The organism is Streptomyces sp. NPDC048484 (genome assembly GCF_040651415.1).
Classification (GTDB): Bacteria; Actinomycetota; Actinomycetes; order Streptomycetales; family Streptomycetaceae; genus Streptomyces.
In genome coordinates, this window is the sequence record NZ_JBEZJY010000001.1 from 1 (window position 1) to 12,967 (window position 12,967).

A 12,967-nucleotide genomic window follows, 5' to 3' on the forward strand; every position below is an offset into this window, starting at 1 on the left:
AAGCGGGAAGCCTGCTTCGAGATGAGTATTCCCACCAACTAGATTGGTTAAGGCTCCCAGTAGACGACTGGGTTGATAGGCCGGATGTGGAAGCCCTGTAAGGGGTGAAGCTGACCGGTACTAATAGGCCGAGGGCTTGTCCTCAGTTGCTCGCGTCCACTGTGTTGGTTCTGAAACCACGAACAACCGTCGTAGCCAAGGCCACGGCTCCGGTTGAACAGTTTCATAGTGTTTCGGTGGTCATAGCGTAAGGGAAACGCCCGGTTACATTTCGAACCCGGAAGCTAAGCCTTACAGCGCCGATGGTACTGCAGGGGGGACCCTGTGGGAGAGTAGGACGCCGCCGAACAAATATTGCAAAGAAGCCCCCGCACCTCGGTGCGGGGGCTTCTTTGCGTTGTCCCACCATCCGTTGTCCTGTATCCGGGCGAGGTTCGGTTCAGAGACGGCCTGCGGCCTTGAGAGCCAGATATGCGTCTGCCAGGGCAGGGGGCAGGTCGTCCGGTGTCGCGTCGACGACGGTGACGCCGTGCCGGGTCAGTTGTTCGGCGGTGCGGTGACGTTCCGCCTGGGCCTGCGCCGCGGCGGCAGCCTCGTACACGGACTCCGTGCTGCCCCGTGCTGCGGCCATACGCTCTATGTGCGGGTCGGAGACCGAGGCGACGAGGACCGTGTGCCGCTGGGTGAGGCGGGAGAGTACGGGAAGCAGGCCCTCCTCGATGGGGGCCGCGTCGAGGGTCGTGAGGAGCACGATCAGGGAGCGGCGCGGGGCTGTGCGGAGCGCCGTGGAGGTGAGGCCGCGGGCGTCCGTCTCGACGAGTTCCGGTTCGAGGTGCGCCATGGCGCTGACCAGTGAAGGAAGGACATCGCCTGCGGCTCGTCCCTGTACCAGGGCGCGTACCCGGCGGTCGTACGCCAGCAGGTCCACTCGGTCGCCGGCGCGGGAGGCGAGAGCTGCCAGGAGGAGGGCCGCGTCCATGGAGGCGTCGAGGCGGGGGGCGTTTCCGACTCGGCCCGCGGCCGTGCGGCCCGTGTCGAGGATCAGGAGGATGTGCCGGTCGCGTTCGGGACGCCAGGTGCGTACGGCGACCCTCGACTGACGGGCGGTGGCCCGCCAGTCGATCGAGCGGGTGTCGTCGCCCGGGACGTAGTCGCGCAGGCTGTCGAACTCGGTTCCCTCGCCGCGGGTCAGAACGCTGGTGCGGCCGTCGAGTTCACGCAGCCGGGCCAGCTTCGAGGGGAGGTGCTTGCGGCTGGTGAAGGGAGGCAGGACGCGTACCGTCCACGGTGCCTTGTGGTTGCCCTGTCGGGCGAAGAGGCCGAGAGGACCGTACGAGCGGATGGTGACGCGGTCCGCCTGGCGGTCGCCGCGGCGGGTGGGGCGCAGACGGGTGGTGACGCGGCGGCGTTCGCCTGCGGGGACCGACACCTGGTGGCGCGATTCGGTGACTTCCGTGCCGGGTTGCCAGCTGCTCGGGGGCCAGGCGTCGCGGATGCGGGCGCGCAGGGGGCGGCCGGACGGGTTGGTGACGGTGAGAATGACGTCGGCGACCTCGCCGAGGCGTACGGATGTGTCGCCGGAACGGGTCAGGCCGAGGCGGCGTACCGGTGCTGCCAGGGCGAAGTCGCAGGCGCAGGCGAGAGCCAGGGGAGCGTTGACGGCGAGGATGCCCGTCCAGCCGGGTTCCCAGATGCCTACGGGGAGGGTGCCGAGGGCCGCCAGAAGGGCGGCGCGGCCGGTGAGGGCCATCAGCGGGGGACGGGGACGTGGGAGAGGATCGCGTTGATGACCGAGTCGGCCGTCACGCCCTCCATCTCGGCCTCCGGGCGGAGCTGGACGCGGTGGCGGAGGGTCGGCAGGGCGAGGGCTTTCACGTCGTCCGGGATGACGTAGTCGCGGCCGGTGAGCCAGGCCCAGGCGCGGGCCGTGGCCAGGAGCGCCGTCGCGCCGCGGGGGGAGGCACCGAGAGTGAGGGACGGCGATTCGCGGGTGGCGCGGCAGATGTCCACTACGTAGCCGGTGATTTCGGGGGAAACCGCGGTCTTGGCGACGGCCGCGCGGGCGGCTTCGAGGTCCGCCGGGCCCGCTACGGGGCGTACGCCGGCGGCGCGCAGGTCGCGTGGGTTGAAGCCCTCGGCATGGCGTGTGAGGACGTTGATCTCGTCCTCGCGGGACGGGAGAGGGATCGTCAGTTTGAGGAGGAAGCGGTCCAGTTGGGCTTCCGGGAGGGGATACGTGCCCTCGTACTCGACCGGGTTCTGGGTCGCGGCGACCAGGAACGGCTCGGGGAGGGGGCGCGGGGTGCCGTCGACCGTGACCTGGCGTTCCTCCATGGCTTCCAGGAGGGACGACTGGGTCTTCGGCGGGGTGCGGTTGATTTCGTCGGCGAGGAGGAGGTTCGTGAAGACCGGGCCGGGCTGGAAGGAGAACTCCGCGGTGCGGGCGTCGTAGACGAGGGAGCCCGTGATGTCGCTCGGCATCAGGTCGGGGGTGAACTGGACGCGCTTCGTGTCGAGTTCCAGTGCGGAGGCGAGGGCGCGGACGAGCAGTGTCTTGGCTACTCCGGGGACCCCCTCCAGCAGGACGTGTCCGCGGCAGAGGAGGGCGACGACGAGGCCGGTCACGGCGGGGTCCTGGCCGACCACGGCTTTGGCGATCTCGGTGCGCAGGGCTTCCAGGGAGGCGCGGGCGGTGTCCGGATCCCCGGTGTTCCCGGTGTTCCCGGTGTTCCCGGCGTTGTCAGTGGTCGGGTCCATCATGGACGGCGTACCTCACTTTCGAGGGCGTCGAGTTGGTCGGCGAGAGCGATGAGGGCCGCGTCGTCGCGGGGCGGCGGCCCGAAGAGGAGGGAGTGCAGGGGCTGTCCTTCCCGGCGGAGCTGGGCGGACAGGGCGGGGAGCAGGGCTTCGGGCGCGTGCGCCTGAGCGGGGGATACACCGACGAGGGGGGCCAGACGGGTGCGGGTGGTGGAGCGCAGGGCTCCCGCGGCACGGTCGCGGGCGTCGGACTTGCGGTAGAGGCGGGCGCGGCCTTCGACGGTCTCGGAGGCGCGGATCGCGACAGGGAGCCGTTCGGGGACGAGCGGGCCGAGGCGGCGGGCACGCCAGAGGGCGGCCAGGACCGCCGCGATGAAGAGCTGCAGCGTGCCCCAGAGCCAGCCGGAGGGGACCAGGTCGAGGAAGCTGCGGTCGTCGTCGGTGGCCGAGTCGTCGGAGAGGGAGGGGAGGTACCAGACCACGTGGGAGCGCGAGCCGAGCAGTTGGAGGGCGAGGGAGGCGTTGCCCCGCTCGTCGAGCCGGTTGTTCCGGAGGATGTCGGGGGCGCCGAGTACGACGGTGTCGCCGTTCCCTTCGGCCGTCGGGATGCGCAGCAGGGTGGGCAGGCCGGCGCTGAGGTAGCAGGAGTCGGCGGCGGGCGCGTCCGTCGTGTAGCGGATGCCGCCGGTGTCCGCGGTGCCCGCTCGTCGGGCGGCGGGCAGGGCGCAGGCGGGCGGGAGCGTGGAGTCGACGCTGGGCGTGGGGTCGGCGTCGACTCCGGGTGCGAGGGTGCCGACGGACGGGGCGCCTGGGGCGACGAGGACGGTGCGGCCGCCGGAACCGCTGAACACGGAACGGAGGCGGTCCTGCTGACGGCTGGTCAGCAGATCGGGGCGGGCGATCAGGAGCGTCGTGTCGGGGCCGGCCGCGGTGCCCGCCTCCTTCAAGGTGGTGACCACACGTGTGGTCACGCCCCGGTCGGCGAGCAGTTCGGCGACAGCACGGCTGCCGCCGGGGTCGGCGGAGCGCGGGTCGAGGCGGCCGTGCTGGGCGTCGGAGCGCACGACGGCGATGGCGACGGCGGCAGCCAGGAGGATCACGAGGGCGAGCAGGACACCGCGCGAGCGGGTCCACACCTGGCGGGCGGTGGGCGAGGCCGAGGTGGACGACAGGGTGGTGGTGGCCTCGGAGGTCATTCGGCGGCCCCCTGGTGGGCGCTGTGGGCCGTGCTGGGGCTGCTGCTCGCGAGGACCGGCCTGGTGCGCTCCAGGTCGTGGTCGAGTTGGGCGAGGCGGTGGTACGTCTCGGGGACGGATGTTCGTCCGCCGTACGTGACGTCGTCGAAGTCCCGCGCCGCGGCGCGCAGTCGGTCCGTGTGGGCGGGGAGGGTGCGGCCCGCTTCGGCGGCGGCCTCGTCGGCGGTGCGCCCGGGGCGGGGGTCGAGCAGGGCGCGTTCCTCCAGGGAGCGGACGACGGCGCGCATGCGCTCCTGGACGGCCCTGTTCCAGTGGCCCTGGGCGGCGTGGGCTTCGGCGGCCGCGCGGTGTTCGGCGGCGCTGCGTGGCCGGTCGTCGAAGAGCGGGACTGTCGACGAGGGGCTCCGGCGGGGGGAGCCGAGGCGCCACCAGAGGACACCGATGAGTGCCAGGGCGGCCAGGATGATGACCAGGAGGCCGAGTCCGCCCCCCGGGGTCGCCGAGGAAGCGGCGTTGAGCAGTTTGTCGACCCATTCCCAGAAGGCGTCCAGCGCCCGTCGAACCAGACTGGGGTCGTTCTCGTGGTACATCCGCTTGGACAGCTCGCGCCGGGCGGCCTCCCGCGCGGGATCGCGCGGGACGGTCACCGGTGGCTCGCCGTCTGTGCGCGGCAGCACCAGTAGCGCTGTGAGAACTCCCCCCGCCAGGCTCACTCCGTCAGCTCCCCGGGGTGGATCCGGGGGCGCCGGAGCCGTAGTCCTGGACGCCGGCCGCGCGGGCCAGGTCGAGGTCGAGGGCCTCGCGGCGGATGCGCTGGTCGATGTAGAGGAGCACGGTGACGCCGGCGGTGATCGGGAAGGTGAGCAGGGCGCCGATCACCGAGCCGATGCCGCTGATGATGAGGAACGTCCAGCCGAGGTCGCCGGTGCCGCTGTTGAGGAAGCCGCTGATGCCGTCGCCGCTGAGCGCGGCGGCGAGGAAGGTGAACGGGATCACGATGATCGACGCGACGATGTTCGCGATGATCGTGGCGAGGAGCTGGATGCCGAAGACCCGCCACCAGGAGCCGCGGACCAGTTTCGCGGAGCGGCTCAGCGACTTGAAGACGCTCTGCTTCTCCAGCATCAGGGCCGGCGAGGCCAGGGAGAAGCGAACCATCATCCAGACCACGACGACGGCTGCGGCCAGGCCGCCGAGGACGGCGAGTACGACGGCGCCGTCGCCGCCGCCCGCGAGGCCGACGAGGATGCCGGGCAGGGTGCCCACCGCGGCGATCGCGACCGCGATGAGCGGGAGCAGGAAGGTCAGGCCGACCAGCTTGAGCAGCTGGGGCCTGGCGTCGTGCCAGGCCTCGGCGGTGGTCACCGACTTGCCGAGAACGGCGCGGCTGGTCACGGTCGTGAGCAGGGCCGTCGCGACGATGGTGCCGAGCAGGGTGATCAGCAGGACGACGCCGGTGTTGAGGAGGGTGTCGCCCAGGGCGCGGGTCAGTTCCCCGGCGGTGGCGCTGGGGTCGTCGAGGGTGTCCATGCTCGCGCTGTCGTCGAGGACGAGGCCCTGGAGCAGGATCACCGCGATCTGGGTGAGGACCGCGACGGCCAGCGAGATGCCGAGGACCGTGCGCCAGTACGTACGCATGGTCGACACCGCGCCGTCGAGGATCTCACCGACGCCGAGCGGGCGGAGCGGGATCACGCCGGGCTTGGCAGCGGGCGGGGGGCCTCCCCAGCCTCCTCCCCAGCCGGGGTGGCCGCCGGGGCCCTGCCCGTAACCGCCGCCGTATCCGCCATGGCCGCCGGGGCCGGCGGGAGGCCGGCCGCCCCAGCCGGGGCCGGGAGGGGGTGGTGGCGGGGCCTGGGGCGGGGAGCCCTCCGGGCTGCCGGGCGAGGGCCACTGGGCGGGCGGGGGCTGCTCCTTGGACCACTTCGAGTCCGGGCCGGACGGGGCGGGGCCGGGTCGGGCCTGCTCATCCGTGGGCTCGGGAGGACGGGGCTGATCGGCGGGCCGGGCAGGGCCGGGAGTTGCCGGGTCCTGTCCGTTCTGCCCGTCGGAGGGGGCAGATCCGGGCGCTGCCCAGCCCGGAGTGTCGTTCATCGTCGCTCCTTCTCGGTGCCCGTCCGCGTTCGCGGCGGCAGGTTGGCAGCCATCGTGCCACGGTGCGGCCGGGAAGTGACCGGCCGCTGTATGGGCTGCACACCTTCAATTGTCCGCCCTGTACGGGGCAGACTGGGCGGATGGCTGATCAGTACGCGCACTTCCGCGAGGACAAACGGCCCACCGGGATACCTGCGCTCCGGTGGGACGAGCCGCCGGAGGGGCCTGTGCTGGTCCTCCTCGACCAGACACGGCTGCCCGCCGAAGAGGTCGAGCTGGTGTGCACGGACGCGCCGGTGCTGGTTGAGGCGATCCGGTCGCTCGCCGTGCGCGGGGCGCCGCTGCTCGGTATCGCGGGGGCGTACGGGGTCGCGCTCGCTGCCGCTCGGGGCTTCGACGTCGACGAGGCCGCGGCCTCGCTCGCGGGTGCGCGGCCCACCGCGGTGAACCTCTCCTACGGAGTTCGCCGGGCTCAGGAGGCTCACCTCGCCGTTCTGCGGGCGGGCGGCGACCAGAAGCGGGCCGCCGAGGCCGCGTTGGCTGCCGCGAAGGCGCTCCACAGGGAAGACGCCGAGGCCAGCGGGCGTATGGCCGTGCACGGTCTGGCGCTGCTGGACGAGCTGCTGCCCGGGGGTAACCACCGGATCCTCACGCACTGCAACACCGGGGCGCTGGTGTCCGGCGGGGAGGGTACGGCGTTCGCGGTGGCGCTCGCGGCGCACCGGGCGGGGCGGCTGAGCAGGCTCTGGGTGGACGAGACGCGTCCGTTGCTGCAGGGTGCTCGCCTGACCTCCTATGAGGCGGCGCGCGCCCAAATGGCGTACACCTTGCTCACGGACAACGCTGCCGGATCACTGTTTTCGGCGGGAGAGGTGGACGCGGTGCTCATCGGAGCGGACCGGATCGCCGCCGACGGTTCGGTGGCGAACAAGGTGGGGAGCTATCCGCTCGCGGTTCTGGCCAGGTACCACCATGTGCCGTTCATCGTGGTGGCGCCGTTGACGACGGTGGATCCCAGCACTCCGAACGGAGCATCGATCGAGGTCGAGCAGCGTGCCAGTCATGAAGTGACAGAAATCACAGCACCGCTGGTGCCCGTGGCGGGAGTCGAAGCGGGGGGCGGGATACCGCTGGCGCCCCTGGGGACCCAGGCGTACAACCCGGCGTTCGACGTGACGCCGCCCGAGTTGGTGACGGCGATCGTCACCGAGGAGGGCGTCGTGTCGCCCGTGACGGCCGAGGCGCTCGCGGAGCTGTGTGACAGGTCACGCCAGGTAACAATTTAGTTAATGGGATGATGTCGTTTATGAAGGGACGAGTCCTTGTCGTCGATGACGACACCGCACTGGCCGAGATGCTCGGCATTGTGTTGCGTGGTGAAGGTTTTGAGCCGTTTTTCGTAGCCGACGGCGACAGGGCGCTGGCCGCTTTCCGTGAGAGCAAACCCGACCTGGTGCTCCTGGACCTGATGCTTCCCGGCCGGGACGGTATCGAGGTGTGCCGCCTGATCAGGGCGGAGTCCGGGGTGCCGATCGTGATGCTCACCGCGAAGAGCGACACCGTCGATGTAGTGGTCGGCCTGGAGTCGGGTGCGGATGACTACATCGTGAAGCCGTTCAAGCCGAAGGAGCTGGTGGCCCGGATCCGGGCCAGGCTGCGCAGGTCCGAGGAGCCGGCGCCCGAGCAGCTCGCGATCGGCGATCTGGTCATCGACGTGGCCGGTCACTCCGTGAAGCGGGACGGCGCCTCGATCGCGCTCACTCCGCTGGAGTTCGACCTGCTGGTGGCGTTGGCCCGCAAGCCGTGGCAGGTGTTCACCCGCGAGGTGCTCCTGGAGCAGGTGTGGGGCTACCGGCACGCGGCGGACACCCGTCTGGTGAACGTCCATGTGCAGCGGCTGCGCTCCAAGGTCGAGAAGGACCCGGAGCGGCCCGAGATCGTGGTGACCGTCCGTGGCGTCGGCTACAAGGCCGGACCGAGCTGACATGTCCCGGGACAGTGCCGCTTCGGCGCCCGGCGAGCCGGGGGCTCGCTCGGGGCGGCCTGTCGGCCGGAAGATGACGGGCTCCCGCTGGGCACGGTTCGTCGAGGGCGGGCTGCTCCAGGGCGGAGTCCAGGGCAGCCCGGTTCTTCGGCTGCTCATGCGCTGGGTGCGCCGTCCACTGCTGCCCGTCATGCGGCTGTGGCGGCGCAACATCCAGCTCAAGGTCGTCGTCACGACCCTGCTGATGTCGCTCGGCGTCGTCCTGCTGCTGGGTTTCGTCGTGATCGGGCAGGTGCGCAACGGCCTGCTGGACGCCAAGGTGAAGGCCTCCCAGAGCCAGGCCACGGGCGGGTTCACGGTCGCCAGACAGGAGGCCGACAGCGCGGCGGCCGCGGGCGGGGACGACCGCTCTGGTCCGAACGACAACCCTGTTCAGAACATCAGCGGGTGGATGAGCTCGCTCGTCGAGTCGCTCTCCAGCGGCGGCCAGGGCGCGTTCAGCGTCGTGACGCTCAGCACCACCTCCGCCGACAACGACACCAGGGGCCTCGGCCCGCGTGCGTCGGGTTTCGTGGACTGGAGTCTCAGCGTGCCCGAGGACCTGCGCGAACGGGTCGACGAGGGCACGGGCGCGGCCCAGAGCTACACGCGTGTCGTCTACACCAACGGCCAGGACTCCCAGCCGGCGCTGATCATCGGCACCGAGGTCAACGACCCCAAGGGCGACCCGTACCAGCTGTACTACCTCTTCCCGCTCACCCAGGAGGAGAAGTCGCTCAGCCTGGTCAAGGGGACGCTCGCGACGGCGGGGCTGTTCGTCGTGGTGCTGCTCGGGGCGATCGCCTGGCTCGTGGTGCGCCAGGTCGTCACGCCCGTGCGGATGGCAGCCGGGATCGCCGAGCGGCTGTCCGCCGGGCGCCTCCAGGAACGTATGAAGGTCACCGGCGAGGACGACATCGCGCGCCTCGGTGAGGCTTTCAACAAGATGGCGCAGAACCTCCAGCTGAAGATCCAGCAGCTGGAGGACCTGTCGCGGATGCAGCGGCGGTTCGTGTCCGACGTGTCGCACGAGCTGCGTACGCCGCTGACGACGGTCCGGATGGCGGCCGACGTCATCCACGACGCGCGCGTGGACTTCGATCCGATGACCGCCCGGTCGGCCGAGCTGCTCGCCGACCAGCTGGACCGGTTCGAGACGCTGCTGGCGGACCTGCTGGAGATCAGCCGCTTCGACGCGGGCGCGGCGGCCCTGGAGGCCGAGCCGATAGACCTGCGGGAAGTCGTACGCAGGGTCATCAGCGGGGCCGAGCCGCTCGCCGAGCGCAAGGGCACCCGCGTACGGGTCGTCGGGGACCAGCAGCCGGTGGTCGCCGAGGCGGACGCCCGGCGGGTGGAGCGAGTGCTGCGCAATCTCGTGGTCAACGCCGTGGAGCATGGCGAGGGCGAGGACGTCGTGGTCAAGCTCGCGTCCGCGGGTGGGGCGGTCGCGGTCGCGGTGCGCGACTACGGGGTGGGGCTCAAGCCCGGCGAAGCGACCCGGGTGTTCAGCCGCTTCTGGCGGGCCGATCCGGCACGCGCGCGTACCACCGGTGGTACGGGTCTGGGGCTGTCCATCGCCCTGGAGGACGCGCGGCTGCACGGCGGCTGGCTGCAGGCGTGGGGCGAACCGGGGGGCGGCTCGCAGTTCCGGCTGACGCTGCCGCGGACGGCGGACGAGCCGCTGCGGGGCTCGCCGATACCGCTGGAGCCCAAGGACTCGCGGCGCAACCGCGGGCTGAACGACGCGGGGCTGCCCCTGGGGGGCACACAGAAGCTGGCCACGGTGCCGGCGCAGCCGGCAGGCGAACGGACCGTGCCGCCGATGCCGGCGCGTGCCCCCGTGGTGGCGGGCGCGGTCGATCCGGCGGCGCTGCCGGGGAACGGCGCGCGCGTGGTGTCACGGCCCACCGCGGACACCCGCGGCCCGGCCGCGGCATCGGAGGAGACGCCGTCCGAGGGCGGCCCGGGAACCGGCGGGCAGCCGGACCGATCGAAGCATGGGGAGGGGTCTCGTGGGCGCTGACCGCGATCGGGGCGGCCGTCGGCGTCCGGCGCACGCGGTGGTGTACGCCGCCTGCGGAACCGTACTGCTGGCCGGGTGCGCGTCGATGCCGGACGGAGGGGACCTGCGCGCTGTCGAGGCCTCCCAGCGGCCGGACCCGCAGGTCCGGGTCTTCGCCATGCCGCCGCGGGAGGACGCGCAGCCCGAGGAGATCGTCCAGGGCTTCCTCGAAGCGCTGACCAGCGATGACCCGCGGTTCGAGACGGCGCGCAAGTACCTGACCGACAAGGCGTCGAAGGAGTGGCGTCCGAACGAGTCGACGACGGTCCTCGCGGACGGGCCGAACACCGTGGCGGCGCAGAGCGGCAGCAGGGAGGTGACCGGTGACTACGCCTACTCGCTGATCGGCACCAAGGTCGCCACGGTGGACTCCCAGTTCGCCTACGAACCTGCCGAGGGGGCGTACGACAGGACCGTGCACCTCACGGAGCAGAAGGGGCCGACCGGTTCCAAGGAGTGGCGCATCGACGCCCTGCCGCCGGGCCTGGTGATGGGGATGTCCGACTTCCAGCGCAACTACGAGTCCGTGAACAAGTACTACTTCGCCTCGAACGCCGAAGGCAGGACCGACGATCAGCTCGGGGCGGTCGCCGACCCCGTCTACGTACGCGAGCAGGTGGACCCGGTGGCGCAGATGGTCCGCTCGGTCCTGAAGGGGCCGACCCGCTGGCTGAAGCCGGTGGTCAGGTCGAGCTTCCCGCCCGGTACGGCGCTGAGGAAGGGCGTCAAGTCGCTGACGCCGGACGACCAGAACCGGCTGACTGTGCCCCTGAACGCCAAAGCGGACCGGGTCGGGCAGTCCGTGTGCACGGAGATGGCCGCCCAGATCCTGTTCACCCTTCAGGACCTGACGCCCACGGGCATCGACGAGGTGGAACTGCAGCGTTCGGACGGCACACAGTCGTGCGTGCTCAACGACAGCCGGGCCGAGATCTACGTCGCGCACGGTCCGGCGAAGCGTGCCGAGTACGAGTACTTCATCGACGGCGAGAAGCGGCTGGTCCGGATACCGGGGGCCGGCAGCGAGCAGGAGCCCGAGCCGGTGCCCGGCGCGCTCGGCGACGGAGGCAAGGAGTTGCGGGCGGCCGCGGTGTCGCGGGACGAGGACAGCGCGGCCGGAGTGTCGCTCGACGGGCGCTCGATGTATGTCGGGTCGCTCGCGTCGGGCGGCTCGCTCGGGGAAGCCGTGCTGCACAGCGAGGCCACGTCGGACGACGACGGGCTGACGACACCCAGCTGGGACGCGAGCGGCGACCTGTGGGTGGCCGACCGCGGCCCGAAGGACTCCCGGCTGCTCCTGCTGCCGAAGGGCGCGGGCGACCCGCTGGTGGTCTCGGCACCCGGCCTGGAGGGGCGGATCGAAGCGGTGCGGGTGGCCGCGGACGGCGTGCGGATCGCTCTGATGGTGCGCAACGACAAGCGGACGACCCTGCTCATGGGGCGGATCGACCGTGCGAACCCGCAGGGCGCGGGCGGGAAGAGCGCCGTCGCGATCCGTGCGCTGCGGCCCGTGGCACCGCAGCTGGAAGAGGTCACGGCCATGTCCTGGGCCGGCGACAGCCGCCTGGTCGTGGTGGGGCGTGAGGCCCGTGGTGTGCAGCAGATCCAGTACGTCCAGGTCGACGGATCCACGCCGGTCGGACCGGCCCCCTCCGCGCTCACCGGCGTGAAGGAGATCGCCGCCTCCGAGGACGAACGGCTGCCGCTGGTGGCGCACTCGGAGGACGGGATCGTGCGGCTCTCGACCGGTTCGCAGTGGCAGACCGTGGTCAAGACGGGAATGGCGCCGGTCTATCCGGGGTGAGTTCCGGTACGGAGTGGCGTGCGCCCCTCGTGTGGGGGACAACCCGCCGATATTTGCGGGTAGTTGTCCACAGGTAGTTGTCCACAGGGCTGGCCCGGGTGCTCGGGCGTTTGGCACAGTGGTGGGCATGCGGGGGTGGTGGCAGGACCTCACCGACCTGGTGCTTCCGGCCGAGTGCGGAGGCTGTGGACGGCCTCGCACGGTGCTCTGTCCGGAGTGCCGTGCCGCCCTCATGGGGGAGGTACCGAGCCGTGTGCGGCCGGAGCCGGAGCCACCGGGGCTGCCGGTGGTGCACGCGGCGGCTCCGTACGAGGACCAGGTGCGGGCGGCGCTCCTCGCCCACAAGGAACGGGGGGCGTTGACGCTCGCCGGGCCGCTGGGAGCGGCGCTGGCGAGGGCTGTGCGGGTGGGGCTCGGAGCCGGCGAACGCGCTGGGGCGGGCGGCCCGCAGGCGCCGGTGCTGCTGGTTCCCGTGCCGTCGGCGCGATGGGCGGTGCGGGCGCGGGGGCACGACCCGGCGCGGCGGATCGCGCTCGCCGCGGCGGCCGAGCTGCGGCGCACCGGGACGCCGGCCCGGGTGCTGGCCGTGCTGCGGCAGCGGCGCGCCGTGGCCGACCAGACGGGGCTCAACTCACGGCAGCGGCTGGACAATCTCGCCGGTGCCCTGGAGGTGGCGCCCGGAGGTGCTCGGATGCTGGCCGACGGCGGGCGGACCGTGCTCGTCGACGACCTGATGACGACGGGCGCGTCCTTGGCCGAGGCGGCACGGGCCCTGCGGGCGGTTCTCCCGGAAAGGGACGGATTCTACGGCCGGGTAACACCGGGAACGACGGGGGAAGGGGCGAGACGGGCAACGATGACAGGTGTAGGCCGACCAGAAGCGGTCAGGGAAAAGAGGGGCGCGAACAGCGAAGAAGACGAGGTCGGCGCGGCGGTGATCGCGGTGTCTCCAGCTTCTTTCGAAATAAACCGGAACTGACAGGGAAGTTGCTTCGTTGCAGGTAGTGAGAGGTTCCATTCACCTGAATGGA

At 71.5% G+C, this 12,967-nt stretch carries 10 protein-coding genes and 2 rRNA genes; 7 read left to right on the forward strand and 5 right to left on the reverse strand.

Annotated elements, in window-relative coordinates; translation table 11 throughout:
* Both AB0D14_RS00005 and rrf read left to right on the forward strand, forming a co-directional pair.
* Window positions 1–144 (forward strand): 23S ribosomal RNA (locus AB0D14_RS00005); the annotation flags it as partial.
* Window positions 145–232: 88 nt separating this feature from the next.
* Window positions 233–349 (forward strand): 5S ribosomal RNA (rrf, locus tag AB0D14_RS00010).
* Between the two features lie 90 nt (window positions 350–439).
* On the opposite strand, the gene AB0D14_RS00015 is transcribed toward rrf, so the two are convergent.
* Genes AB0D14_RS00015 through AB0D14_RS00035 form a run of 5 tightly spaced genes read right to left on the reverse strand, consistent with a single transcriptional unit; the run spans window position 440 to window position 6,047 of the window.
* Window positions 440–1,750: a DUF58 domain-containing protein gene (locus tag AB0D14_RS00015; protein WP_362772272.1), complete on the reverse strand. Its 1,311-nt coding sequence runs from the start codon at window positions 1,748–1,750 to the stop codon at window positions 440–442.
* Window positions 1,750–2,757, reverse strand: a complete 1,008-nt coding sequence (locus AB0D14_RS00020; protein WP_362773108.1) for a MoxR family ATPase — start codon at window positions 2,755–2,757, stop codon at window positions 1,750–1,752. Before AB0D14_RS00020 ends, AB0D14_RS00015 begins: the two co-directional genes overlap by 1 nt.
* Entirely contained in the window at window positions 2,757–3,953 is a 1,197-nt protein-coding gene (locus tag AB0D14_RS00025) for a DUF4350 domain-containing protein (protein WP_362772275.1), read from the reverse strand. The genes AB0D14_RS00020 and AB0D14_RS00025 overlap by 1 nt, the downstream gene beginning before the upstream one ends.
* Window positions 3,950–4,666 (reverse strand): DUF4129 domain-containing protein, encoded by a 717-nt coding sequence (locus AB0D14_RS00030; protein WP_362772278.1) that lies wholly within the window; start codon window positions 4,664–4,666, stop codon window positions 3,950–3,952. Before AB0D14_RS00030 ends, AB0D14_RS00025 begins: the two co-directional genes overlap by 4 nt.
* Window positions 4,667–4,670: 4 nt before the next feature.
* The gene (locus tag AB0D14_RS00035; protein WP_362772281.1) at window positions 4,671–6,047 is read right to left on the reverse strand and encodes a hypothetical protein; all 1,377 of its coding nucleotides are present in this window, start codon (window positions 6,045–6,047) and stop codon (window positions 4,671–4,673) included.
* A gap of 140 nt (window positions 6,048–6,187) precedes the next feature.
* Here AB0D14_RS00035 and mtnA point away from each other — a divergent pair, with 140 nt between their 5' ends.
* The 5 genes from mtnA (at window position 6,188) to AB0D14_RS00060 (ending at window position 12,915) form a co-directional block, all read left to right on the forward strand.
* Window positions 6,188–7,333: an S-methyl-5-thioribose-1-phosphate isomerase gene (mtnA, locus tag AB0D14_RS00040; protein WP_362772283.1), complete on the forward strand. Its 1,146-nt coding sequence runs from the start codon at window positions 6,188–6,190 to the stop codon at window positions 7,331–7,333.
* 8 nt (window positions 7,334–7,341) lie between these two features.
* Window positions 7,342–8,031 carry a two-component system response regulator MtrA gene (gene mtrA / locus AB0D14_RS00045; RefSeq protein WP_362772286.1) on the forward strand — a complete coding sequence of 230 codons (690 nt, stop codon included), beginning with the start codon at window positions 7,342–7,344 and terminating at the stop codon, window positions 8,029–8,031.
* A 1-nt stretch (window position 8,032) separates the two neighbouring features.
* The gene (gene mtrB / locus AB0D14_RS00050; RefSeq protein ID WP_362772289.1) at window positions 8,033–10,093 is read left to right on the forward strand and encodes an MtrAB system histidine kinase MtrB; all 2,061 of its coding nucleotides are present in this window, start codon (window positions 8,033–8,035) and stop codon (window positions 10,091–10,093) included.
* Window positions 10,083–11,936 carry an LpqB family beta-propeller domain-containing protein gene (locus AB0D14_RS00055; RefSeq protein WP_362772292.1) on the forward strand — a complete coding sequence of 618 codons (1,854 nt, stop codon included), beginning with the start codon at window positions 10,083–10,085 and terminating at the stop codon, window positions 11,934–11,936. The genes mtrB and AB0D14_RS00055 overlap by 11 nt, the downstream gene beginning before the upstream one ends.
* A gap of 127 nt (window positions 11,937–12,063) precedes the next feature.
* The gene (locus tag AB0D14_RS00060) at window positions 12,064–12,915 is read left to right on the forward strand and encodes a ComF family protein (protein ID WP_362772295.1); all 852 of its coding nucleotides are present in this window, start codon (window positions 12,064–12,066) and stop codon (window positions 12,913–12,915) included.
* Window positions 12,916–12,967: the final 52 nt, after the last annotated feature.

What these genes read in the sequence shown, in the direction of transcription:
- AB0D14_RS00015 (WP_362772272.1), bottom strand. Translation starts at nt 1,750, where the DNA reads ATGGCCCTCACCGGCCGCGCCGCCCTTCTGGCGGCCCTCGGCACCCTC.
- AB0D14_RS00020 (WP_362773108.1), bottom strand. Translation starts at nt 2,757, where the DNA reads ATGGACCCGACCACTGACAACGCCGGGAACACCGGGAACACCGGGAAC.
- mtrB (WP_362772289.1), top strand. Translation starts at nt 8,033, where the DNA reads ATGTCCCGGGACAGTGCCGCTTCGGCGCCCGGCGAGCCGGGGGCTCGC.
- AB0D14_RS00035 (WP_362772281.1), bottom strand. Translation starts at nt 6,047, where the DNA reads ATGAACGACACTCCGGGCTGGGCAGCGCCCGGATCTGCCCCCTCCGAC.
- mtrA (WP_362772286.1), top strand. Translation starts at nt 7,342, where the DNA reads ATGATGTCGTTTATGAAGGGACGAGTCCTTGTCGTCGATGACGACACC.
- AB0D14_RS00060 (WP_362772295.1), top strand. Translation starts at nt 12,064, where the DNA reads ATGCGGGGGTGGTGGCAGGACCTCACCGACCTGGTGCTTCCGGCCGAG.
- mtnA (WP_362772283.1), top strand. Translation starts at nt 6,188, where the DNA reads ATGGCTGATCAGTACGCGCACTTCCGCGAGGACAAACGGCCCACCGGG.
- AB0D14_RS00025 (WP_362772275.1), bottom strand. Translation starts at nt 3,953, where the DNA reads ATGACCTCCGAGGCCACCACCACCCTGTCGTCCACCTCGGCCTCGCCC.